Source organism: Streptomyces antarcticus (assembly GCF_026627255.1).
GTDB classification, from domain to species: Bacteria; Actinomycetota; Actinomycetes; order Streptomycetales; family Streptomycetaceae; genus Streptomyces; species Streptomyces antarcticus.
This window is the reverse complement of sequence record NZ_JAPNLM010000014.1, coordinates 183,879-204,205: the sequence shown is the minus strand read 5'-3', so window position 1 is coordinate 204,205 and position 20,327 is coordinate 183,879. Positions and strand designations below refer to the sequence as shown.

The window sequence follows — 20,327 nt, the reverse complement described above, 5'->3', positions numbered from 1 at the left end:
CCTGCGGCCGCTTCTTCTCGACCGGCTCGACCTCGAACAGCCCATCCCCACCATGCATACCGACATCATTCCGCATGAATGATCACGAACCGAACGTGGGCTGCCCGTTACTGACCCACGCTCCTAGCCAGGCGAACATCGTCTCGACCGCGAGCAGGATGACGACGGGGACGAATATCGCCGAGAGGGAGTCGACGAGCCGCTGGACCTCCGCCTTGCCGGTCTGGGCCTCCTCCACCAGGCGCGCGATCTGCGCGAGCTTGGTCTCCGAGCCGATGCGGGTGGCGCGTACGACGAGCCGCCCGCCGGCATTGACCGTCGCCCCGGTGACCGCGTCACCCGGGCTGACCTCCACCGGCAGCGACTCACCGGTCAGCAGCGACTCGTCCACCGCCGATGAGCCCTCGACCACGACACCGTCGCTGGCGATCTTCTCTCCGGGCCGGACCACGAACTCGTCGCCGACCGCCAGCTGCTCGATCGGGACCCGCGTCTCGCGTCCGTCGCGCAGCACGGTGACGTCCTTGGCGCCCAGGTCCATCAGGGCCCGGATCGCCTCCCCGGCCCGCCTGCGGGCGCGGGCTTCGAAGTAGCGGCCGGCCAGGATGAACGCGGTGAGTGCCGCCGCGACCTCCAGATAGATCTCCGCCTGCCCGCCGTGCGCCCCCGAGCTCGGCATCAGAGAGAAAGCCATCCGCATGCCGGGCTCGCCCGCACCGCCGAGGAACAGCGCGTAAAGGCTCCAGAGCCACGCGGCCAGCACCCCGAGCGAGACCAGGGTGTCCATGGTCGCGGCGCGGTGGCGCAGGTTCAGCGCGGCGGCGCGGTGGAACGGCCAGGCCCCCCACAGGGCTACTGGCGAGGCGAGCGCGAAGGCCAGCCACTGCCAGAACCGGAACTGCAGCGGCGGGATCATGGACAGCAGCACCACTGGCACGGTCAGCGCCACGGAGACCAGCAGCCTGTCCCGCAGCGCCCGCACACGACGCTCCTCCTCGCTGCCCGGCCCGTCACCGGCAGCGGCCGGGCCACCCGCCTCGGCGGACGGGGGCGGGGCCGGCAGGCTGGCACCGTAGCCGGTGGCCTTCACCGTGGCGATCAGGTCCTGCGGTGTCAGGTCCTCGGGGAAGCCGACGCGCGCACTGGCGGTGGCGAAGTTCACCGTGGCGCTGACCCCGGGAAGCTTGTTCAGCTTCCGCTCGATCCGGTGGGCACACGAGGCACAGGTCATGCCGGTGATGGACAGGTCGACGCTCTGCGCCGGAGCACCCTCGGCGGGCGGCTCGCCGGCCGGCAGCGAGGTGGTCGTGGTGGTCACAGCGAGCTTCAGGCGCCAACGAGCTGGTAGCCGGCCTCGGTCAGGGCCGCCCGCACGTCCTCGGTCGACAGCGGGCTGTCGCTGGCCACCGTGACGCGGCCGGACTCCACATCGACGTCGACCTTCCGGACCCCGGCGATCTCGGTGATCTCCTCGGTGACGGAATCGGCGCAGTGGCCGCAGGTCATGCCGGTGACGGTGTAGGTGGACTCGCTCATGCAACGCTCCTCGATCCGTGCGAGCGACCGCCCGCTCGGCGGCCGCCGGTCGCAGGGGCTCCCTGGACGCCCGTAGCGTTACACTTCCAGCGCACTGGAACTTCAAGGGGAGAGTGCCATGAAGATCGGCGAAGTGGCCGAGCTCACAGGGACGAGCACCAAGACGATCCGCTTCTACGAGGACTCCGGCCTGCTTCCGCCGCCGGCGCGCACCCACAGCGGCCACCGCGTCTACGGCCCGGAGACCGCCGACCGGCTGCGCTTCGTCCGCCGCTGCCAGGCCGCGGGCATGACCTTGCAGGAAGTCCGGCAGATCCTGACTGTGCACGACCGCGGCGAGAGCCCCTGCGGCCACGTCGGACGCGTACTGAGCGAGCGCCTGGACCACGTACGCGCCCAGATCGCCGAGCTCGTGACCCTGGAGACCCACCTGGCGGCCCTGCTCGACCACGCCGACAAGGGCCGCCCGACCGACCACGACAACGCGACCGTGTGCTGGATCCTGGAGACCGAGCCCGCCGAGACCGCGGTCGCCGGCTGACCAAGCGGCCTGGACGCTACCCGGCCGGCACGACGACCGCGAACCCCTGACCGACAGCGGGCCGCCATCCGAGCTCGCCCGCGTACAGGCGGCGCAGTACCTCGGGCGGCCGGTGGTAGCAGAACACCGAGGTCCCGGCACCGACGATGGACGGGGTGTCAAGGAACAGCGGCAGCTCCGCCAGGAAGTACCGCACCGCCCGCTCGACCTGGCCCTCGTCCGGAACCGATCCGCCCGGCAGCTTCCCGCCCAGGACCCAGGCCGCGGCCTCCCGGCACACGGCCCGGAGGCCGGCATCCTCGGCATACCGCCGCAGCAGTCCTTCGTGCAGGTCCCTGAACGCCTGGTTGCCCGCCAGCTCCGCCCACCCCAGCACCCGCCCCGCCCCGCCGTCCACGCCCAGCGACCCGAGCGCCGTGACGATCTTGTTGCGCGTGTACTGCCCCTGCCGCCGTGCCTTCCACGCGGCCTTCTCCGGCGCGTACCCCAGCGCCTCCAGAGTGAAGGCGCTGGGCGCGTCCGGCACGAAGAAGTCCACCCGCTCGAACCGGTTCAGCCCCCACTCCACCAACTCCCTGAGGCGGGGCGGGGAGAAGTAGCCGTTGAACGGGCTGATCCCGAAGCACGCGTGCTCGGCGCGCTCCAGAACCGCCGCACATCGCTCACTCAGAGGCGTGGCCGTCATCATGACCGGACGCTAAACCCTCCCCCCAAGGGGAAGTTCAAGCACCGGGCACGGCATGACACCCGAACGGAGCACAGTGGTCAGGCAGCTGGGGTGGGGTGGCGGTGTCTCCGGCGGCGGCGAACGCGACGAGGCGGGTCATCGGCTCGCCTCCTGGGATGCGGCGGGCCGGGGGCCGTATGTAGGGGCGGCGGGCTGTTGGAAGCGGATCTCGCCGCCGTACATGCCCATGCCGCAGGTGAAGGCGAGCGTTCCGGGTTGCGGGGTCCCGAGGTCGATGACGGTCTCGCCGGTGACGGGGAGGATCTCCTGCACGCCGCGGTCGGGGACCACGAAGGAGCGGACGCAGCCGTTCGTGCCGCGGGTGGCGACGACGAGCTTGGTCGGGATGCCGGCTGCGGCGGTGATGGCGGTGGGCGTGTAGGAGTTGGTGCGGGCCTGGACCGTGATGGTCTGCGTCCCGCCCGCGGTGGTCACCGTCTCCACCGGCGCCGCGGCGGCCGCGGGCGCGGGTGCGGGTGCGGGCCACCAGCCGCCCAGCCGCAGCCCGGAGGTGAGCGTCCAGACGGCGACGGCCAGGACGATCACGGCGGTGACGGCGGTGAGCCGGCCTTGCCAGAGCTTCGCGGCGGAGCGCAGGAAGAACCCGAGGATCGCGAAGAGGGGCCCGGTGCCCAGGACGAAGCCGGCCATGACGGCGGCCCCTGCGAGGGGAGAGGCTGAGGTGACGGCGATGAGCTCGACGCTGAGGGTGACTCCGCAGGGGATGAGGACGGTGAGGAAGCCGAGGACGGCCGGGGTGGTGACGGTCGTCGACTTCGCCGACCGGCGTACCCGCCGCCCCCACGATTCGGGCGGGCGCGGCACGAAGCGGCGCACGGCGCGGACGCCGAGCATGTCGAGGGCGAACAGCACCATCAGCAGCGCACTCGCCACGAGCAGGACGGCTCGGGTGCGTGGACCGGGCTGCACGGCGGCGCCGGCCAGCCCCAGGGCCGCGCCGAGCAGGGTGTGGGAGGCGAGCTTGGCACCGAGGAACGCTCCCACGGGCGCGAACAGGCCGCTGCGCTCCCATGCTTCGGGCGTCCAGGCGGTGGCCCGGCGGCCGACCGCGCCGGCGAGCAGCCCGCCCTGGACGGCCGCGCAGGAGGCGCCGCCCGCGAAGAGACCGGTGGTCAGACCGGTGACGAACAACGTGGTGGACATGGAGGAGGAACTCTCCCAACGGGGAAGACCGGATCAGGACACGGCGAAGCACCCGCCGGCCGGCACAGGGCCGGCCGGGGTGCGGGGTGTCATCAGGTCCGGCTGACGCAGAGGAGAGCGACAGGATCGGGCGCCCGAGGCCTTGGGCACCCATCCTCGGTGCCCCGCACGAATTCCGCGGCCGCCACTGGCGGCTGCGCGAGGGCGGCGGGGCCGGGCGGTGCCGTGAGCGGGAGAGGCGTATACGCCGTGGCGAGCGGACAGTCCAAGCTCGTCGCCGGACAGCCGTCGTGTCCGGCGTCGGAGACGGCCGGGTGCTTTCCGGCTTCCGCCGCCATGCCCTTGCCGACGGCCATCGTCGGCATCGGGCCGGACATGGCCATCGCGCTGGTGTGCCCGGGTCCCCACATCAGATAGGCGCAGGCCAGCAGCACACCGGCCAGGAAGGCGGCGACGGCCGGCCGGGGGCGCCGGTCAGGGCGGACGAGCATGACCGCGATGCTACCCGGGCGCCCGCCCACCGGCCTCGCTCCAGGAGCCGGGTCAGACCGTCCAGCGGCCTGCGGCCCCCACCCACTCATTCACTTGACGGTGCCGGCCTTCTCTGTGGAGCAGCAGGCATCGCCGCCGGAGCCGCAGGAGATCTCCGCCAGCCAGACGGCCACCTTCACCGCCCCCGACAAACCCGGCAGCTACCCCTCCATCTGCTCGATCCACGCGCCCATGAAGGGAACGCTCACCGTCGGCTGAGCCACCCCGCAGCGGTCGCGGCCCTGCGGCCGCCGTCCCTACGATGGAGAGACAGCAAGGGCCGCCGACGGCTTGCTCCCGGCGGCCGCGTGCACCGCACCCAGGGAGGTGCGCAGCACATGAGTTCTTCCCGCAGCCCGAAGGACGGATCCGGGTCGCGTCGCGCACGGATAGAGGAGATGCGGCGTGCCGACCGGTCCCGCGAACGCCGTAAGAAGATCACCATCGCCGCCGCCTCGACGGTGATCGTCGCCGCTGCCGGCGTGGGCGTCGGCTACCTCGTCACGGCCTCCGACAACGGGGAGCAGAAGCAGGCAACAGCCCTCGTCGGCGAAAAGACCTGGCCGGATCTGAGCCGGAACCACGTCACCACGGACGTGTCCTATCCGATGACCCCGCCCGTCGGCGGGGACCACGATCCGGTCTGGCAGAACTGCGACGGCGACGTGTACGACAAACCGGTGGCCGACGAGAACGCGGTGCACTCGCTGGAGCACGGAGCCGTGTGGGTCACGTACACGAACAAGGCGAGTGCCGCTGACATCAAGGCGCTGGGCGATCGTGTCTCGAAGACTCCCTACACCCTCATGAGCCCCTACCCGGGCCAGCCCGCACCCATCACACTCACTGCCTGGGGCCACCAGCTGAGCGTGAACGACGCCTCCGACTCCCGTGTGGCGGAGTTCCTCGGCCGCTACGTCCAAGGCCCGCAGACACCCGAGCCGGGCGCCCCCTGCGGCGGCGGAAAGTCGTCGTAGCGCTGCCACGGAGGTCGGAGACCCAGTAGCAGCCCATGGCGAACGCGCATCCGATGGACCAACAAGCAGCTGCTATGGCACATGCTCGTCGGCTACGTGATCACCCTGCGGCTGCTGTGGCTGGTGCGACTCTTCGGGCGGCTTCCGCCCAGTGTCGGAATGGTGTTCGCCAGGCTGCTGGACGCTGCGACCGCCGCCTTCGATCTCATCAGCTACGCCAGCCCCGTGGGGCCGTGAGGTTCTACGGGCCGCACCGGACGGGCACCTGATTAGATCGCGTCACCGCCTCATTGGAGCGTCGGCTCGCGACGGAGTCCGAGGCCGGCCTCGCCCGCGGGATGCACTACCCCACGCGCTGGGACCCCTTCTTCGGATGCTCAACGCCACCCTCGCCCCCTCGGAGGCCGACTTCAGGAGGACCCGTCTTCCGACCTCTGGGTCGAACACCTGAACCAGGTGCTGCGCCCGCTCGTGGATCTGGCGAGCCTGCCGGATGGCGGCAGCTTCAACACCGCGCTTTGTTGACTGTTCACAACATCGCGCACCGGCTTCCGCGACAGACCGACAGCAGGCTGCGGCCTCGGAGGTGAGCTCACCTGGAGCTGTCCTCGGCAGCCGAAGAGTCCAGGGACCAGACCCCTCGGCATGACGTTCCTCTGCCAGGAGGTGCGTACACACTTCCCTCCAGGCATCTAACTACTCGTCAGTAGAGTCAGCAAAGGGTCAGCATTCGTCTGACTAGACCTGACCACAGCCTGCTTCACATGAGACTCGACCTCAAGATCGGGAAGCGCTTCCAGAGGCCTCGTCGACGTCCGACGGACCTCCAGAAGCGGAGCGGCGGCGCGGCCACAACACCGGGCCCGCCTTCAGGACATACGCGCAGTTCAGCGCACCCTTCCTCTAGGCTTCAGGCGGGTTGGGGGGAGTTCCGGAGCCGGAATCGGAAGGCCGTCGTAGCCCTTGACCTCGCCGAAGCGGGTGCCCTTCATCCAGTCCTCGCGGGCCTGTGCGATATCCTCTTGGGAGCGTCCGATCCAGTTCCAGAACATGACGATCTCCTCTTCGAACGGTTCGCCGCCCAGGAGCATCAGGCCCGCGTCCGACACCGCCCGCAGGGGGAGGTCCATGCGGCCGCAGCCCAGGTAGAGCATCGAGCCCGGGAGGACCGGGACGCCGTCCACGTGGGCCTCGCCCGACATCGACAGGACTGCGTACTCGAAGTCCGGGTCGAGCGGGAGCCTGGTCTCGGTGCCGGCCGCCAGGGCGAGGTCGGCGCCGACGATCGGGCTGTACGCCGCGCCTGGCGAGGTCGCCGTGTCCAGGGTGCCGAGGATGACGGTCGCCGTCAGGCCCGGGGCCGTGACCTGCGGGAGGTCGGCGTGGTGCTGGAAGTGCGGGGCCACGCCGCGGTGGGCGTCCGGGAGGGCCACCCACAGTTGTGCGCCGTGCAGGAGCCGGGGGTGCGGCCGCGGGCTCTCCTCGGAGTGGCTGATGCCGCGGCCGGAGGTCATGAGGCCCAGTTCGCGGGGGCGGATCGTCTCGAGGCTGCCGACGCTGTCGCGGTGCAGCACCTCGCCCTCGTGGAGCCAGCTCACGGTCTGCAGCCCGGAGTGCGGGTGGGGCGCGACCTGCATGCCGGGCTCCTCGGCGATGTCGTCCGGGCCGTAGTGGTCCACGAAGCACCAGGCGCCCACCATGCGGCGGCCCAGGTTCGGCAGGAGGCGGCGGACCTCCGTGGACTCTCCTAGCTTGACCGTGCGCGGGCTGAGGAGCTCGCGGACCGGTTCAGCCACTACGAAGCCGCGGCCGCCGCAGGTGGAGAGAGCGGGCTGGCGATCGAGATTGCTCATGCGGACAACCTAGCCGCGCGCGGCGGCGGCGCAGAGCGGAATGTTCCGCTGCACAACCGTGTTGGAGGCAGCTGACAGACCAGACGACCGGCGGAAGGGAAACGATGAACGGGCCGACGACGTACCTCGGGCACGGGACCGCGGCCGAGCGCTGGGAGCGCGCCCGGCTCTTCTTCGACGCGAAGGAGTACGCGACCGCCGCCCGCGTCCTGGAGCCGCTGGCGCAGGAGGCCTCCGAGCAGCTGGCGCCCCGACTGCTGCTGGCCCGCGCCTACTACCACTCCGCCCAGCTCTCGCGCGCCGAGGCCGAGCTACGCGCCGTACTGGAGCGCTGGCCCGTTGAGGACTACGCCCAGCTCATGCTCGGTCGCACGCTGGAGCGGCTCGGCCGTGCCGCCGAGGCCCGTCCGCACCTGCGCATGGCCTCCGCGATGGCGGGCGACCTGCCCGAGCAAGGACCCGAGTAGGGACCGAGTAGGGAGGGCCCATCGGACGCGGCTCCGGCCCGTCCGGTGGGGGCTCCGGCCCCCTCCGATCGGGGCTCCGGCCCCGTCCATGCGGGGCTCGGCCCCGGGCTCGGTTAGCCTGGGGCCAATATGAACCGTCTGACCACGCCTTTCGGCTCCTACGAGCTCACCCGCTTCCCCGAGGACCCGCGCGACCGGCTCTTCGCCTGGGACGCCGCCGACGAGTACCTCCTGCGCCACCTCGACTCCGGTACGGGTGAACGCGGCCCGGTGGACCTGGCCGGCGCCGGGCAGATCACCGTGCTCGGGGACCGCTGGGGGGCGCTGACCACGGCGCTCGCCGCCTATCACCCGGCGCAGATCACCGACTCCTCGCTGACGCGTTCCGCCACCGCTGCGAACCTGGACCGGGCCGGCATCGGCACGTCGAAGTCGACGGTGTCGCTGCTGACCACGCAGGACGTGCCGCCGGAGCGGATCGACGTCCTGCTGGTGCGCGTGCCGAAGAGCCTGGCGCTGCTGGAGGACCAGCTGCACCGGGTGGCGCCGCACGTCCACGCGGGTACCGTGGTCGTCGGCGCGGGCATGGTCAAGGAGATCCACACCTCCACCCTGCGGCTCTTCGAGCGAATCCTGGGCCCGACGAAGACCTCCCTCGCCGAGAAGAAGGCGCGGCTGATCTTCTGTACGCCGGGTACCCCCGGCGCCACCCGTCCCACGACCCCCGGGCCGTGGCCGCTGACGTACACGGTCGACGAGGACGGCGGCTCGGGAGCCGGGCTGACCGTGGTCAACCACGCCGGGATCTTCTGCGCCGACCGGCTCGACATCGGCACGCGCTTCCTGCTGCAGAACCTGCCGACCAACACCGACGGGGCCCGGGTCGTGGACCTCGGCTGCGGCAACGGCGTCGTCGGCACGGCGGTCCAGGTCGCCGATCCCGACGCCGAGGTCGTCTTCACCGACGAGTCGTACCAGGCCGTCGCCTCGGCGCAGGCCACCTACCGGGCGAACGTCCGCGAGGGACGGCGCACCGCCGAGTTCCTGGTCGGGGACGGCGTGTCCATGCTGCCCCCGGGTTCCGTGGACCTGGTGCTGAACAATCCGCCGTTCCACTCCCACCAGGCCACGACGGACGCGACCGCGCTGCGGATGTTCGCGCAGTCGCGCAAGGTGCTGCGGCCGGGCGGCGAGCTGTGGGTGGTCGCCAATCGGCACATGGGATACCACACGCACCTGCGGCGGCTGTTCGGCAACAGTGAAGTCGTCGCGAGCGAGCCGAAGTTCGTCGTCCTGCGGGCGGTCAAGCACGATCGCCCGCGAGCTATGTGACCTGCCGGTACGTCCTGCGCTCGGCCGCCCGCGCTACTACCAGGAGCGCGGGCTGCTGCCGCCGCCGCGCCGGGAGGGCCGGATCGCACGGTACGCCGACGAGCACCTGACCCGGCTGCGGCCGATCAACTACGCGCTCGGGCGCGGCTACACGGCCAACGGCATCGCCGCGCTGCTGGACGCGTGGGAGCGGGGCGGCGGGCTTTCCCGACTGCTGGGCCTGGAGCGGGAGATGACCCGCGACTGGGCGCGGCAGAACCGGTCACGATGACCCGGGCCGAACTGGACACGGGAGACTTCCCCCAGGTACAGGCGACGGCGCCGGCGGACCGGTTCGTCGGACCGTTCCGGCGGCATGTGATCAGCGCGGACTGCTGCCGAACTCTCGGTCCGTTGCTTCCTCGCCCGCGGGCCCCGCGGGCTGCGCCCCCGCGCGCTGCGCCCCCGTGTGCGGTGCCGCCGCGGGCTGCGGCTGTGCGGAGCGTGACCCCGCGGGGCGTGACTGCGCGGGGTGTGGCTCCGTCGGCTTCGGCTCCGTGGCGGCGTAACCGGCGGAGACGCGCGCCTTGCTCTCCAGGAAGGCGGCCGCCGACGTACCGGCGAGCGTGGCCAGGAACAGGCCGCTCTGGTAGGGCAGGTGGCTCAGCAGGAGACCGCCGGCCCCCGCGATGAGTCCGATGACGAGCGCGCGGCGGGTCGTGAATGAGGAGACGACCAAGCCGATGTACGAGGCGTAGACCGCGAAGTCCAGTCCCCAGGAGCTCAGATCGGCGAGGGTCTGGCCGAAGGTCCAGCCGCAGAGGGTGGCGAGGTTCCAGGCGACGTAGATGGCGACGGCGTTGCTCAGCACGTACCAGCGCCGGTTGTCCTGTTCGGGCGTGGGCTCGCCGAACCGCTTCGCCGCGAGGGCGTAGACGGCGTCGGTCATGCCGAAGGCGATGGCCGCGCGCCAGAACACGGGCATCGGCCGTACGTACGGGGCCAGCGCCGCGGAGTAGAAGACGTGCCGCAGATTGATCAGCAGGACCGTCATCACGGTCAACGGTCACGCGGCACCCGAGGTGATCATCCCGAGGCCGATCATCTGGGCGGAACCGGAGTTGACCACCAGGCTCATCAGCATGGTGTTGACCACGTCCAGGCCCTGCGCCTCGGCAAGCGCGCCGAACAGCAGGCCGAACGGCACCGCGCCGATGATGACGGGTACGGCGGCCAGGGCGCCTTGCAGTACCTCACCCCCGCGGTTGTGTCGGGGCAACATCAATTCGACCTCGTTCCGGAGGGAGGGCGGAGCTGGTTCACAGCGCGAACTTGGTGACCATGAAGCCGGCCATGGCGACCGCGAACACCAGGAAGAAGGCATCCCTCTTGAACGCGCCCACCGTGAACCCGCACACCGCACCCACCAGGTACGGGGCGACCGTCTTCGGGTCGCCGGAATCCCCGGCCAGCACCACCGACGGCACGATGATCGCCATCAGCACGGCGGGCATCACGTAAGGCTGGGTGCTGCGGATGCGGGTGGGCAGGTGCTCGGGGCCGATCGGTCCGAAGAGCGCGTAGCGGACGGCGAACGTCACCGCCCCGCAGAGGATGATGGTCAAGGGGGGCATCGAAATCTCGCCTTGGTCAGAAGGAGAAGTCGGCGGCTTCGAGGACCCGCCCGGGTCCTTCGGCCGCCTCCGGCAGGACCGGAGCGTGCGGGTCGAGCGACAGTTCGCGGAGCGCGTCGAGGACGCGGTCCGGCAGGAAGGCGGCGCAGGTCCGGTCGAACAGCGCTGTGGAGTCACTCCAGTTCCCGTGTGAAGCGGGCCGGCTTCTGCCTCTGCCAGGCCTGGAGGGCGAAGAAGACGTCGAACAGGGCGTTGCGGCTGAGGTCCCCCGGCAGGCCCCCCAGTCCGGCGTGAAGCTTCCCCTTGATTGTGGACACCTGGAGACTGGGACGTGAGAGCCCAGAGGAAGCAGTGCCAGGTGGGAAGCAAGTACATGAGGCGGTACTCGGACGAGTACAAGCGGGACGCGATCGAGCTCGTGCGGTCGTCGGGCCGGACGGTGACCGAGGTCGCGCGGGAGCTCGGGATCAGCTCGGAGTCCCTGCGGGGCTGGGGCCGCGGTCCTCAGCGCCTGGCGCCGGACGTTGACCAGGTGGAGGGCCCGGTTGCGCTTGGCGCGGGCCTTGTGGCTGTTCTTCAGGCGGGAGTCTCAGCGGTGGCTGTCAGGACCGCGCGGCCGAGGATGTGGCCGGCCATGGTGAAACCGAGGGCGGCCGGGGTGGCGTCGGCGGGGACGCCGATGGTGTCGACGTCGAGGGCATGCACCACGGTGAAGTAGCGGTGCGGGCCGTGTCCGGCCGGCGGGGCGGCGCCGATGAAGCGGGCCGCGCGGGCGTCGTTGGGCAGCTGGAACGCGCCCCCGGGCAAGCCCGAGCCGGTGTCATCGCCGGCACCTTCGGGCAGCTCGGTGACGGTGGCGGGGATGTCGGCGACCGCCCAGTGCCAGAACCCGGATCCGGTGGGGGCGTCGGGGTCGTAGACCGTGATGGCGTAGCTCTTGGTGCCTTCCGGGGCGCCGCTCCAAGAAAGCTGCGGGGAGACGTCCTTCCCGCCGGGAACGCCGGAGAGGCCGGAGTATTGCTCGATCGACCAGGGGGCGCCCTCGGTGACGGTGGTGCTGACAACGGTGAAAGAGGCTGCCCAACCGCGGCTTCGCCGTCCCGGCGTACTCCGACCGCCGCTGGCAGGAGATCGGGGAGGCCCGCCGGACGATCGAACCGGTCATGCTGCGCATGGCCGTCGAACGCGGCGATGTGGACTGGGAAGCACGCGTACGAGCCTCCCACCACCCTTTGACCCGCACCCCGGCGTACGTGGCAGAGGAGGGCGAGCACTACAGCAGCGCCTGGGCCGAAGCCCACTGCCTCTTTCACCGCACGCTGCTGGAGGGGTGCGGCAATCTCGTCCTGCTGGAGACCTTCGACCGGCTGTGGACCGCGAGCGAGCTGGCCCGGCGCTGGCCGGCGCACCGCAACCCCGACCGGGACGGCGCCGCCGAGCACCGCCGACTGGAGGAGGCGGTGCTGGCCCGCGACGCCGACACCGCAGCCGAGGTACTGATCCGGCACCTCACCCAGACCGCGGCCGGGCTGACCGGCTGCACCCACCGCGAACCCGAGCGGGAAGCCTGATAGGCCTCGCCCGCCTGGCCGCACGACCACACCTGATCACCGACACCGGAGCCACGGCATGACTATCTTTCAGGCGAGCACAGGCCGCCACTGCCACAACGCCGTCAGCCCTCTGCACACAGCCGTGTATTCCGCACCGGAGCGGCAGGACGAACTCGCGGCGCTCGGGCTGGAGCGCGGGGCCATGTCCTACTACGCGGGCCGCGCTGCCCCGCTCGGGGCGGTCGGCGCGGGCACGGTCTCGGCGACGTTCTACAACTTCAACCACGAGCATGTGAAGCGGTACATTCCCGCCGCGTGGACGGTCACCACACCGGAGGCGGTGCTCGCGGCGCTACTGCGCGGCGTGGACGGGATGCTGCGACGACAGCTCGGACAAGAGGTTCTCGCGTCGAAGGAGATGGCCGAGGCAGCTGAACTGGCGCTGCGCGCCACCGAGGCGTGCCACCGCGAGTCGCGCCCGCTGTACGCCGCGCACGCCGGCCTCCCGGTGCCCGAGGAGCCGCACCTGGCCCTGTGGCACGCCGCGACGCTTCTGCGCGAACACCGGGGTGACGGTCACCTCGCCGCCTTGGCGATCGCCGGTCTGTCCGGCATCGAGGCGCTGGTCCTGCACAACGCCACTGGCACGGCACCGACATCGGCGCTGTTCATGCGGACCCGCGGGTGGTCCGCACAGCAGTGGGACACCGCCCGGGACCAGTTGCGCGAGCGCGGCCTGCTGGACGAGGCAGGCGCCCTCACGCAGGGGGGCACGGCCCTGCGCGGCGAGACCGAGGTGCTCACCGACCGCCTCGACGCCGCCCCGTACGACCACCTCGGCCCGCCCGCCACCGCACGCCTCACCGAACTGGCCGGCAGCTTCTCCGAAACCCTCAGGGCAGCGGGCGCCTTCCCCGCGGTGCACTTCGGCAAGGGCTGAGGGTCGGGGCCGGGAGCCCTCTCAGTGGCTACGGTCAGGTGGCGTACAGCGCTACGTGACGTTCAGTTCCGAGGTTGTTGTGACAGCCGGTGGCTCCGCCGCAGTAAATGCCGGATTTACCGCGACAGGGCCCCTACGGTGATCACCACGACCTGCGGCGAGGGCTTCCGACCTCCGGGGCGAGGTGCACGCATTTGCTGCGGCAGTGTCAGGGGGGCGGGGCGGCGTGACGATCGAACCGGTGACCGATCTCGGGAGTGGGAGCGCGCTTCGGTTGCCGCGCGCTCGGGTCGTACCTCCGTCCGCCCCGCCCGCGTCGTACACCGCGGCGGTCGAGCGCTACCTCACCGGCGCGGGCATCGCGAAGTCCTCCGCGCGGATCTACCGGATCTCGCTGACGACGTGGGGATGGATGCTCGCCGGCGAACCGGCGCCGACCGGACCCGCCCGCCGGGGCGCGAAGCCCCCCATCTTTACGCCGGCGCGGTCGCGCCCGGCACGGGCGCCCAGGTCCCGCCCCTGTCGGCGCTCACCTGCCAGGCGTGTGTTCACACCCGGTCAATTGGGCGCGCGTTCCGGTCAACCCGCGGAGTGAAGGGTCAGGGCGTGGTCGGATGTTCGCTTCGGTGGTATTCGGCGAGTGCGAGGCACAACATGACGACGACGGCCGAGGAGCCCTTCCGTGCCCTCTTGGAGGCGGCGCCAGACGCGATGGTGATCGTCGACGACGCCGGTGTGATCCGGCTGGTGAACGCACAGGCGGAGGCGTTGTTCGGCCACTCGCGGCAGGAGCTCCTGGGGCGCCCCGTCGACGTCCTCGTACCGGAGCGCTTCCGGGGGCACCACCCACAGCACCGGGCCGGCTACGCCGCCAGCCGCCAAGTGCGTCCCATGGGGGCGGGGTTGGAGCTGTACGGGCTGCGCCGGGACGGGCGCGAGTTCCCCGTGGAGATCAGCCTCAGCCCGCTGGAGACCACGGACGGCCTGCTCATCTCGGCGGCCGTGCGGGACGTGAGCGAGCGCAGAGCGGCGGAGGAGCTGTTCCGCGCGCTCCTGGAGGCCGCACCGGACGCGATGGTGATCGTCGACGACCGCGGCACGATCCGGCTCGTCAACGCCCAGACGGAAGCCCTGTTCGGCCACACCAGGGCGGACCTCCTGGGGCGGCCCGTCGAGGTGCTCGTACCGGAGCGGTTCCGGGGGCACCACTCCGCCTTCCGGCAGGGCTACTTCGTCAACCGCCAGGTCAGACCCATGGGCGCCGGGCTGGAGCTGCACGGCCTGTGCCGCGACGGCCGCGAGTTCCCGGTCGAGATCAGCCTGAGCCCCCTGGAGACCCCGGACGGCACCCTCGTGTCGGCGGCCATCCGCGACGTCAGCGACCGCAAGGCCGCCGAGGAGAAGCTCGCCGAACTCTATGAACAGCAGCGCCACGTGGCCCTCACCCTGCAGCGCAGCCTCATGGGCTCGCCTCCCGAGGTACCGGGCATGCCGACGGCCAGCCGGTACTTCCCCGCCCGGCAGGGCGCGGGCGTGGGCGGCGACTGGTTCGACCTGATCCCGCTGGGCGGCGGCCGCATCGGCGTCATGATCGGCGACGTGATGGGACGCGGCCTCGAGGCCGCCGCCGTCATGGGCCAGCTCCGCTCCGCGTCGCACGCGCTCGCGAAGACCGGGATGCCGCCCCGTCAGTTGATGCGCGCCCTCGACGCGGTGGTCAGCGAACTCCCGGACCAGTTCGTCACCTGCTGCTACCTGGTGGTCGACGCGGACGCCGCCGAGCTGACCGTGTGCTCGGCCGGACACCTGCCGATCCTCATGGCAGCCCCCGACGGGCAGGTGAGCCGGCTCCCGGTGGACGTCAGCGTGCCGCTCGGCGTCGGCGAGGTGCCGCACCACGAGAGCCGCCACGCCGTGGAACCCGGCTCGCTGCTCGCCCTGTACACGGACGGGCTGGTCGAAACCCCGGGCAGTGACATCGAGGAGCAACTCGACATTCTGAGCGCGGTGTTCGGCAAGGCGTTCCACCACGCCGGGGGCCTCGAAGCGGTGGCCGACGCCCTCCTCGCCGAGATGCTGCCCGACGCGGACGAGAACACCGACGACGTCACCCTGCTGCTCGTACGCGTCCCCGACGCACCGGTGACCTCGCGGACCGTGGTGCTGGCCGCGCGACCGAGCAGTGTGGGCGAGGGGCGGCGGTTCCTGCGTTCGGCCCTCGCCGCGTGGGACGGCGTCGACGACCAGCTGTGCGAGACCGCGTGCCTGCTCGCGTCCGAGCTGCTCTCCAACGCGGTGAGCCACGGTTGCGGCCCGGTCCGGCTACGGCTGCGCCGGGCAGGCCGGGAGCTCAGCGTGGAGGTGTGCGACGGCAGTCACGTCCTCCCCCAGGCACGGTTCGCTCCCCCGGACGCAGAGTCCGGCCGGGGCCTGCTCCTCGTCGACTCGCTCGCCGAGTCCTGGGGCACGCTCCCGACTGCGGAGGGCAAGGCCGTCTGGTTCTCGCTGCCCCTGCCCGCCCCGCGCCGGACGGCGTAACGGGGCGGGGCGGGACGCGGGCCGCCGTGGGGGTGTTCAGCCCCGGTACGTCTCCAGCAGGCGCAGCCAGACCTCGCTGATCGTCGGGTAGGCCGGAACCGCGTGCCACAGCCGCTCGATCGGGACCTCCGCCGCGACCGCGATGGTCGCCGCGTGGAGCAGTTCGGCGGCTCCCGGGCCGACGAAGGTGGCGCCCAGGACGATCTCGCGGTCCAGGTCGACGATCATCCGGGCCCGGCCGCGGTAGCCGTCGGCGTACAGCCCCGCGCCGGAGACCTTCCCCAGGTCGTAGTCGACGGCGCGCACCCGCAGGCCCGCCCGCTCCGCGTCGGCCAGGGAGAGCCCCACCGCCGCGGCCTCCGGGTCGGTGAAGACCACCTGCGGCAGCGCCTGTGTGTCGGCGGTCGCCACGTGCGCGCCCCAGCGGCCGGTGTCCAGCGCGGCGTCGCCCGCCGCGCGGGCCGCGATGGCGGCGCCCGCGATCCTGGCCTGGTACTTGCCCTGGTGGGTCAGCAGCGCGCGGTGGTTGACGTCCCCGACCGCGTACAGCCAGTCGTGGCCCGGGACCCGGCAGCCGTCGTGGACCCCGATCCATTCCCCGGCGGTCAGGCCCACCGTGTCCAGGCCGATGTCCTCGGTCCGCGGCGAACGGCCCGTCGCCACCAGCAGTTCGTCGCCCTCCAGGGTCTCGCCGCCCTCCAGGACCACGGAGACGGGCCCGGTCGAGCCGTCCCGTACGACCGACTCGACGGACACGCCGGTACGGACCACCGCGCCGGCCTCGCGCAGCGCGTCGGCCACCAGCTCCCCGGCGAAGGGTTCCATCCGCGGCAGCAGCCGCGACCCGCGCACCAGTACCGTGACCTGTGATCCCAGCGCCTGCCAGGCGGTGGCCATCTCGGCGGCGACCACCGACCCGCCCACGATCAGCAGCCGGCCGGGCACCTCCCGCGCGGAGGTGGCCTCCCGGCTGGTCCAGGGGCGGGCCCCGGCCATCCCGGGCAGGTCGGGGACGAGCGCCCGGGTGCCGGTGGCGACGACCACCGCGTGCTTGGCGGTGAGCACGTGGTGCTCACCCTCCGGGCTGGTGACGGCGACCTTGCGGACGCCGTAGAGCCTCCCGTGTCCCCGGTACACGTGGGCGCCGATGGAATCGAGCCAGTCGATCTGGCCCTCGTCCTTCCAGTCGCCCGTCCAGTAGTCGCGGTGCGCGAACACCGCCGCCGCGTCCAGCGGCCCCTGGACGGCCCCGGCCAGGCCCGGCACCCGGCGCGCGTCCGCCCGGGCCAGCGCCGGGCGCAGCAGGGCCTTGCTCGGGACGCAGGCCCAGTACGAGCACTCCCCGCCCACGAGCTCGCTCTCCACCACCGCCGTGCTCAGCCCGGCGGCGCGGGTCCGGTCGGCGACGTTCTCGCCGGCCGGTCCACCGCCGAGCACCACGACGTCGTACTCCACCGCTTCCGACATAGACACCTTCCAGGGGTTCCGTAGGGTCCACCAGGACCCGCAGGAATCCCGGTCAGGGGCTCATATCCCGTCACTGTACGTGTGGTCTGTGAGACACGCGTGAGATGACGGCGGCCCCGGCGCGGTGACGCCATCACCCGCCGGGGCCTTGATCCAGACCCTTCTGATCAAGGAGTCCGAACCCAATGTCAGAACGTACACGCCTGCCCGACGCGGACACGCGCGCTCTCCTCTGCCAGATCGCCGCACGCCTCACCGCGGAGCGCCCCCAGCACCCCATGCGCGAGACGCTGCGTCTCGCCCTCGCCCTCACGTTCGCCACCCGGCGGCACGGCCACGGGACCGCCCGCGGCGAGTGGGCCGAGCAGCAGATCCTCAGGTACGCGCCCGCGGTCGAGAAGGGCATCACCCGCGGCCGGTACGCCGAGGAACTTCGCCAGGCCGCGGGCGGTGCCCGATGACGACCACCGCCTACGACCCGCTGCGCACCCCGGAGCCGGACGGCGCCCAGTGGGTGCCCCCCCTCGACATCGCCCTCGAATCGGCCCGCGAGACCCTGGCCGAGCAGCAGCGCGCCAACATCTACGACGACCGGGCCATGCTCGGCGCGGCCGTCCGGCTGGAGATCGCACTCCGGCAGCTCCTCACCGCCCTCGACGCCGAGGCCGGCCGATGACCGGGGCCCGCACCGTCGTGGTGCCCACCCTCGATCACGGTGACGTCACCCTGCCCGAACCCGCATGGTGCGCCGGCCACGCCGAGGGCCCGGCCGAGTATCGGGCCGACGTCCACCACGCGGCGCCCGTCCCGGTACCCGCTGGCCTGGTGGACGTGGACGTCGAGCTCGTCGCGTTCCCGTACGGCGGCACGCCCGTTCCGGTGAGCATCCACGTCGAGATCGTCATCCCCGGCGCGACCCTCGCCCCGGACGGCCTGCGCGAGTACGCGGCCGGGCTGGTGGAGCGCGCGGCCCTGCTCCGCGAGCTCGCCGACCGCCTGGCCGTGCTCCGGGCGGGGGGTGTCTGGTGAGCACCCCGCCGAAGGCAGGTAAGAGCTTGTCCGTCCGCGTGGACGACACCCTGTCCGACGACCTCGCCACGATCATGCGGACCGGTCTGACGGCGTCCGACGCGGTGCGCTTCGCCGTCGCGTTCCTCGCCCACGGATACACGTGGGTATGGGAGTCCGGCCTCTACCCGGATGGTGTTTCACCTGCACGTATGGCGGTCCGGGTGCCCGCGTATGACGGCCCGCCGCTGCGTGTGACGGACCCGCCCGGCGCGGTGTGACCGTGCTCCTCGCCGTGTTCTTCGCGGCGGCCGCGGTCGGTGGGTTCGCGGGGCTCTGCCTCGCGGGCCCGCCCCGCGCCCGCGATACCTACGCCATGCCTGTGCTCGGCACCGCGGCGTTCATCCTCCTGCTCGCCGCGCTCGGCGCGGCCCTCCTCTGAGGAATCCCGTGAACATCGTCACGATCGGCGGCGTCACCGTCGGCCTTTGCATTTTGGTCCACCACATGACCACGTGGTGGCCCGGTACGAAGCCGCTCCGCAAGGACCCAGCGAAGCACGCCGCGGCCCTGCTGCCGTTCCTCGCCGCCTGGGCGTACGGCGTCCTCACCATCCTCGGCGTCGGCGGCCTGATCGGGTGGATCGCCGACACCACGTTGTGGATCTCCAACTGGCTCGGCGACGTCGCGCTCGTCTGGGGCGTCGGAGGCCAGGCCGGCCAGAACGTCGCCCGGGCCACGTACCTGCCGCTCACCCAGACCGGCGGCGCCCTGGTCCTCATCCTCACCGTCGGCCTAATCGCCGCGGTGAAGAAGTCCGAGCACGGGTCCGACATCAAGCGCGGCGCCTGGTGCGGGATTCTCCTCGGCACGTCCGCCGGGGTGGCCGGGTTCGCTGCGGTCCCCCTCGCGCAGGGCGCCAACTGGCTGGGCGCCACGGTCTACGGGGCGTTCGCGTGACCGCCGCCGAGGAGGAGCCGGAGCCGAGCCGTACGGCTGGCGGGTGCGTCCTGGTGGTCGCGGCCGGGGTGCCGGTGGCGGTCGTGTTCGCGGCGGCGCCGGACGCCGGGGTGTTGACCGTGTGGGGTCTGGTGGTGGTCGCGTGCGGGTGGCAGTACCGGCGCGGGCTGTCCGATTCGTCCGCCACTCCCCCACCGCCCTCCGAGACCCCTTCCGGCGACGTTTACGCAGATGAGAGCGTTGAAGTCGACCGTATCGAGAGGGGGCCGGGGGAGGGGTTGACGATCATCTACCCAGTCCGGACGGAGGTGAACGGCGCATGATCCGGACCCTGTTGACCCGCCTCGGCGCGGACTACTGCGCGGCCTGCGGATGGTGGACGAAGCCGTTCTGCGGGCACTGACCGATCGAGCGGGCAGGTGTTTCAGATGAAACACCCGACCTTCTGCAACTAGGTGCACAAAGGGCCCCGGCCGCGGATGTACGAACGCGGTCGGGGCCCTGTGCTGCCCGGCTGGCCATGGTCCGCCGTGACCACGGACGCCGGGAGTCAGCGGATGTCGGTCGGATCCGCGACGGTGATCGGCCGACAGTTCGGATCGCCGTCCTCGTGCGCATGCTGGTCCGGGCGGGCGGCCGACGCCGAGTCAACGGGAATGACCTCGTACTCCTCGCTGCGGATCGCCCGGTCGCAGTAGCAGCAGATCCTCACGGCTGCACCGCCGGAGGGGGCGGGCAGGACCACACCTCGTACGTGATGACCCGCTCGCCGTGCCGGGTGGACACCGACCCGCGCGGTACCGCCCCGTACATCAGCTGCCGCCCGCAGGCGATGCACGCGCGGCCCGCGGTCTGGTCCCAGGTGAGGCCGTGCAGGCGCGGCAGTGGCACGTCCTGGCACTGGACGGCCAGGGTCAGGCCGCGTTGCTCCCGGCACGGCGCACAGGCGTACAGCGGTTTCGGCGGCCCAGAGTTGGACTCGCCCCACCGGACCTCCAGCGCGGTCTCGGAGGGCCCGTCGTGCCAGTTGCAGTGGCCTCCGGCGAGGACGGGGAACTCTGCCGGGATGGCCTGCTCGATCGCCATAACCGCACCGTAGGAACGGGCGCCGGGCCGCGTC

Annotated in this window: 25 protein-coding genes and 5 pseudogenes; 18 read left to right on the top strand and 12 right to left on the bottom strand. The window is 71.9% G+C overall.

Annotated features, from left to right (window positions below):
- Positions 1 to 124: 124 nt before the first annotated feature.
- A pseudogene (locus tag OTB16_RS22200) lies at positions 125 to 1,318 on the bottom strand (heavy metal translocating P-type ATPase); the annotation flags it as partial.
- A gap of 8 nt (positions 1,319 to 1,326) precedes the next feature.
- On the bottom strand, positions 1,327 to 1,536 hold the full coding sequence (locus tag OTB16_RS22195) for a heavy-metal-associated domain-containing protein (protein ID WP_267722225.1): 210 nt from the start codon (positions 1,534 to 1,536) through the stop codon (positions 1,327 to 1,329).
- Between the two features lie 118 nt (positions 1,537 to 1,654).
- On the opposite strand from OTB16_RS22195, the gene OTB16_RS22190 reads away from it, so the two are divergent.
- Positions 1,655 to 2,077 carry a heavy metal-responsive transcriptional regulator gene (locus OTB16_RS22190; protein WP_267722223.1) on the top strand — a complete coding sequence of 141 codons (423 nt, stop codon included), beginning with the start codon at positions 1,655 to 1,657 and terminating at the stop codon, positions 2,075 to 2,077.
- A 16-nt stretch (positions 2,078 to 2,093) separates the two neighbouring features.
- Here the strand turns inward: OTB16_RS22190 and OTB16_RS22185 are convergent, their stop codons facing one another.
- The 3 genes from OTB16_RS22185 to OTB16_RS22175 form a co-directional block, all read right to left on the bottom strand.
- Complete coding sequence (locus tag OTB16_RS22185; RefSeq protein ID WP_267722222.1) at positions 2,094 to 2,765, bottom strand: tRNA-dependent cyclodipeptide synthase; 672 nt, start codon at positions 2,763 to 2,765, stop codon at positions 2,094 to 2,096.
- A gap of 135 nt (positions 2,766 to 2,900) precedes the next feature.
- Positions 2,901 to 3,968, bottom strand: a complete 1,068-nt coding sequence (locus OTB16_RS22180) for an urease accessory protein UreH domain-containing protein (RefSeq protein ID WP_267722220.1) — start codon at positions 3,966 to 3,968, stop codon at positions 2,901 to 2,903.
- Positions 3,969 to 4,060: 92 nt separating this feature from the next.
- Positions 4,061 to 4,459, bottom strand: coding sequence for a hypothetical protein (locus OTB16_RS22175; RefSeq protein ID WP_267722219.1), 399 nt, complete (start codon positions 4,457 to 4,459; stop codon positions 4,061 to 4,063).
- Positions 4,460 to 4,559: 100 nt separating this feature from the next.
- Between OTB16_RS22175 and OTB16_RS22170 the strand changes: the two genes are divergently transcribed.
- The 3 genes from OTB16_RS22170 to OTB16_RS22160 all read left to right on the top strand — a co-directional run bounded on the left by OTB16_RS22170 (position 4,560) and on the right by OTB16_RS22160 (position 5,713).
- Positions 4,560 to 4,718, top strand: a complete 159-nt coding sequence (locus OTB16_RS22170) for a hypothetical protein (RefSeq protein ID WP_267722217.1) — start codon at positions 4,560 to 4,562, stop codon at positions 4,716 to 4,718.
- Positions 4,719 to 4,837: 119 nt separating this feature from the next.
- Positions 4,838 to 5,476 (top strand): DUF3105 domain-containing protein, encoded by a 639-nt coding sequence (locus tag OTB16_RS22165; RefSeq protein WP_267722216.1) that lies wholly within the window; start codon positions 4,838 to 4,840, stop codon positions 5,474 to 5,476.
- A gap of 81 nt (positions 5,477 to 5,557) precedes the next feature.
- A complete protein-coding gene (locus OTB16_RS22160) occupies positions 5,558 to 5,713 on the top strand; it encodes a hypothetical protein (protein ID WP_267722214.1) in 156 nt (51 codons plus the stop codon).
- 650 nt (positions 5,714 to 6,363) lie between these two features.
- Here the strand turns inward: OTB16_RS22160 and OTB16_RS22155 are convergent.
- Positions 6,364 to 7,329 (bottom strand): pirin family protein, encoded by a 966-nt coding sequence (locus OTB16_RS22155; RefSeq protein ID WP_267722213.1) that lies wholly within the window; start codon positions 7,327 to 7,329, stop codon positions 6,364 to 6,366.
- A gap of 104 nt (positions 7,330 to 7,433) precedes the next feature.
- On the opposite strand from OTB16_RS22155, the gene OTB16_RS22150 reads away from it, so the two are divergent.
- The 3 genes from OTB16_RS22150 (at position 7,434) to OTB16_RS22140 (ending at position 9,399) form a co-directional block, all read left to right on the top strand.
- Positions 7,434 to 7,796: a tetratricopeptide repeat protein gene (locus tag OTB16_RS22150; protein WP_267722212.1), complete on the top strand. Its 363-nt coding sequence runs from the start codon at positions 7,434 to 7,436 to the stop codon at positions 7,794 to 7,796.
- A 138-nt stretch (positions 7,797 to 7,934) separates the two neighbouring features.
- Positions 7,935 to 9,128, top strand: coding sequence for a methyltransferase (locus OTB16_RS22145; protein WP_420717774.1), 1,194 nt, complete (start codon positions 7,935 to 7,937; stop codon positions 9,126 to 9,128).
- Positions 9,055 to 9,399, top strand: coding sequence for a MerR family transcriptional regulator (locus tag OTB16_RS22140; RefSeq protein ID WP_267722210.1), 345 nt, complete (start codon positions 9,055 to 9,057; stop codon positions 9,397 to 9,399). The genes OTB16_RS22145 and OTB16_RS22140 overlap by 74 nt, the downstream gene beginning before the upstream one ends.
- 90 nt (positions 9,400 to 9,489) lie before the next feature.
- On the opposite strand, the pseudogene OTB16_RS22135 reads toward OTB16_RS22140, so the two are convergent.
- The 3 genes and pseudogenes from OTB16_RS22135 to OTB16_RS22125 all read right to left on the bottom strand — a co-directional run bounded on the left by OTB16_RS22135 (position 9,490) and on the right by OTB16_RS22125 (position 11,058).
- A pseudogene (locus OTB16_RS22135) lies at positions 9,490 to 10,389 on the bottom strand (AzlC family ABC transporter permease).
- Positions 10,390 to 10,426: 37 nt separating this feature from the next.
- On the bottom strand, positions 10,427 to 10,732 hold the full coding sequence (locus OTB16_RS22130) for an AzlD domain-containing protein (protein WP_267722209.1): 306 nt from the start codon (positions 10,730 to 10,732) through the stop codon (positions 10,427 to 10,429).
- A gap of 182 nt (positions 10,733 to 10,914) precedes the next feature.
- The gene (locus tag OTB16_RS22125; protein ID WP_267722208.1) at positions 10,915 to 11,058 is read right to left on the bottom strand and encodes a hypothetical protein; all 144 of its coding nucleotides are present in this window, start codon (positions 11,056 to 11,058) and stop codon (positions 10,915 to 10,917) included.
- A gap of 56 nt (positions 11,059 to 11,114) precedes the next feature.
- On the opposite strand from OTB16_RS22125, the pseudogene OTB16_RS39665 reads away from it, so the two are divergent.
- A pseudogene (locus tag OTB16_RS39665) lies at positions 11,115 to 11,225 on the top strand (transposase); the annotation flags it as partial.
- Positions 11,226 to 11,317: 92 nt separating this feature from the next.
- Here OTB16_RS39665 and OTB16_RS22120 read toward each other — a convergent pair.
- A pseudogene (locus tag OTB16_RS22120) lies at positions 11,318 to 11,821 on the bottom strand (YbhB/YbcL family Raf kinase inhibitor-like protein); the annotation flags it as partial.
- Between OTB16_RS22120 and OTB16_RS22115 the strand changes: the two are divergent.
- The 3 genes and pseudogenes from OTB16_RS22115 to OTB16_RS22105 all read left to right on the top strand — a co-directional run.
- A pseudogene (locus OTB16_RS22115) lies at positions 11,815 to 12,312 on the top strand (GntR family transcriptional regulator); the annotation flags it as partial. The pseudogenes OTB16_RS22120 and OTB16_RS22115 overlap by 7 nt on opposite strands.
- A gap of 58 nt (positions 12,313 to 12,370) precedes the next feature.
- Complete coding sequence (locus tag OTB16_RS22110; RefSeq protein WP_267722206.1) at positions 12,371 to 13,234, top strand: SCO6745 family protein; 864 nt, start codon at positions 12,371 to 12,373, stop codon at positions 13,232 to 13,234.
- Between the two features lie 654 nt (positions 13,235 to 13,888).
- On the top strand, positions 13,889 to 15,772 hold the full coding sequence (locus OTB16_RS22105) for a PAS domain S-box protein (protein ID WP_267722205.1): 1,884 nt from the start codon (positions 13,889 to 13,891) through the stop codon (positions 15,770 to 15,772).
- A gap of 36 nt (positions 15,773 to 15,808) precedes the next feature.
- Here OTB16_RS22105 and OTB16_RS22100 read toward each other — a convergent pair whose 3' ends face one another.
- Positions 15,809 to 17,239 carry a dihydrolipoyl dehydrogenase family protein gene (locus OTB16_RS22100; RefSeq protein WP_267722204.1) on the bottom strand — a complete coding sequence of 477 codons (1,431 nt, stop codon included), beginning with the start codon at positions 17,237 to 17,239 and terminating at the stop codon, positions 15,809 to 15,811.
- A 185-nt stretch (positions 17,240 to 17,424) separates the two neighbouring features.
- Here OTB16_RS22100 and OTB16_RS22095 point away from each other — a divergent pair, with 185 nt between their 5' ends.
- The 7 genes from OTB16_RS22095 to OTB16_RS22065 are packed head-to-tail and all read left to right on the top strand — an operon-like array spanning position 17,425 to position 19,530.
- Entirely contained in the window at positions 17,425 to 17,700 is a 276-nt protein-coding gene (locus OTB16_RS22095) for a hypothetical protein (RefSeq protein ID WP_267722202.1), read from the top strand.
- Positions 17,697 to 17,915, top strand: coding sequence for a hypothetical protein (locus OTB16_RS22090; RefSeq protein WP_267722200.1), 219 nt, complete (start codon positions 17,697 to 17,699; stop codon positions 17,913 to 17,915). Before OTB16_RS22095 ends, OTB16_RS22090 begins: the two co-directional genes overlap by 4 nt.
- Positions 17,912 to 18,268, top strand: coding sequence for a DUF6907 domain-containing protein (locus OTB16_RS22085; RefSeq protein WP_267722198.1), 357 nt, complete (start codon positions 17,912 to 17,914; stop codon positions 18,266 to 18,268). The genes OTB16_RS22090 and OTB16_RS22085 overlap by 4 nt, the downstream gene beginning before the upstream one ends.
- 26 nt (positions 18,269 to 18,294) lie before the next feature.
- Positions 18,295 to 18,528 (top strand): hypothetical protein, encoded by a 234-nt coding sequence (locus tag OTB16_RS22080; RefSeq protein WP_267722197.1) that lies wholly within the window; start codon positions 18,295 to 18,297, stop codon positions 18,526 to 18,528.
- 2 nt (positions 18,529 to 18,530) lie between these two features.
- The gene (locus OTB16_RS22075; RefSeq protein ID WP_267722195.1) at positions 18,531 to 18,689 is read left to right on the top strand and encodes a hypothetical protein; all 159 of its coding nucleotides are present in this window, start codon (positions 18,531 to 18,533) and stop codon (positions 18,687 to 18,689) included.
- An 8-nt stretch (positions 18,690 to 18,697) separates the two neighbouring features.
- Entirely contained in the window at positions 18,698 to 19,207 is a 510-nt protein-coding gene (locus OTB16_RS22070; RefSeq protein ID WP_267722194.1) for a hypothetical protein, read from the top strand.
- Entirely contained in the window at positions 19,204 to 19,530 is a 327-nt protein-coding gene (locus OTB16_RS22065) for a hypothetical protein (protein WP_267722192.1), read from the top strand. The genes OTB16_RS22070 and OTB16_RS22065 overlap by 4 nt, the downstream gene beginning before the upstream one ends.
- A gap of 385 nt (positions 19,531 to 19,915) precedes the next feature.
- Here the strand turns inward: OTB16_RS22065 and OTB16_RS22060 are convergent, their stop codons facing one another.
- The gene (locus OTB16_RS22060) at positions 19,916 to 20,293 is read right to left on the bottom strand and encodes a hypothetical protein (protein WP_267722190.1); all 378 of its coding nucleotides are present in this window, start codon (positions 20,291 to 20,293) and stop codon (positions 19,916 to 19,918) included.
- Positions 20,294 to 20,327 lie beyond the last annotated feature (34 nt).

Excerpts from the sequence above, each read along its gene's own strand:
- OTB16_RS22195 (WP_267722225.1), bottom strand. The coding sequence starts at position 1,536 with ATGAGCGAGTCCACCTACACCGTCACCGGCATGACCTGCGGCCACTGC.
- OTB16_RS22110 (WP_267722206.1), top strand. The coding sequence starts at position 12,371 with ATGACTATCTTTCAGGCGAGCACAGGCCGCCACTGCCACAACGCCGTC.
- OTB16_RS22155 (WP_267722213.1), bottom strand. The coding sequence starts at position 7,329 with ATGAGCAATCTCGATCGCCAGCCCGCTCTCTCCACCTGCGGCGGCCGC.
- OTB16_RS22180 (WP_267722220.1), bottom strand. The coding sequence starts at position 3,968 with ATGTCCACCACGTTGTTCGTCACCGGTCTGACCACCGGTCTCTTCGCG.
- OTB16_RS22160 (WP_267722214.1), top strand. The coding sequence starts at position 5,558 with ATGCTCGTCGGCTACGTGATCACCCTGCGGCTGCTGTGGCTGGTGCGA.
- OTB16_RS22175 (WP_267722219.1), bottom strand. The coding sequence starts at position 4,459 with ATGCTCGTCCGCCCTGACCGGCGCCCCCGGCCGGCCGTCGCCGCCTTC.
- OTB16_RS22150 (WP_267722212.1), top strand. The coding sequence starts at position 7,434 with ATGAACGGGCCGACGACGTACCTCGGGCACGGGACCGCGGCCGAGCGC.
- OTB16_RS22100 (WP_267722204.1), bottom strand. The coding sequence starts at position 17,239 with ATGTCGGAAGCGGTGGAGTACGACGTCGTGGTGCTCGGCGGTGGACCG.
- OTB16_RS22085 (WP_267722198.1), top strand. The coding sequence starts at position 17,912 with ATGACCGGGGCCCGCACCGTCGTGGTGCCCACCCTCGATCACGGTGAC.
- OTB16_RS22185 (WP_267722222.1), bottom strand. The coding sequence starts at position 2,765 with ATGATGACGGCCACGCCTCTGAGTGAGCGATGTGCGGCGGTTCTGGAG.
- OTB16_RS22165 (WP_267722216.1), top strand. The coding sequence starts at position 4,838 with ATGAGTTCTTCCCGCAGCCCGAAGGACGGATCCGGGTCGCGTCGCGCA.
- OTB16_RS22105 (WP_267722205.1), top strand. The coding sequence starts at position 13,889 with ATGACGACGACGGCCGAGGAGCCCTTCCGTGCCCTCTTGGAGGCGGCG.
- OTB16_RS22090 (WP_267722200.1), top strand. The coding sequence starts at position 17,697 with ATGACGACCACCGCCTACGACCCGCTGCGCACCCCGGAGCCGGACGGC.
- OTB16_RS22095 (WP_267722202.1), top strand. The coding sequence starts at position 17,425 with ATGTCAGAACGTACACGCCTGCCCGACGCGGACACGCGCGCTCTCCTC.
- OTB16_RS22190 (WP_267722223.1), top strand. The coding sequence starts at position 1,655 with ATGAAGATCGGCGAAGTGGCCGAGCTCACAGGGACGAGCACCAAGACG.
- OTB16_RS22060 (WP_267722190.1), bottom strand. The coding sequence starts at position 20,293 with ATGGCGATCGAGCAGGCCATCCCGGCAGAGTTCCCCGTCCTCGCCGGA.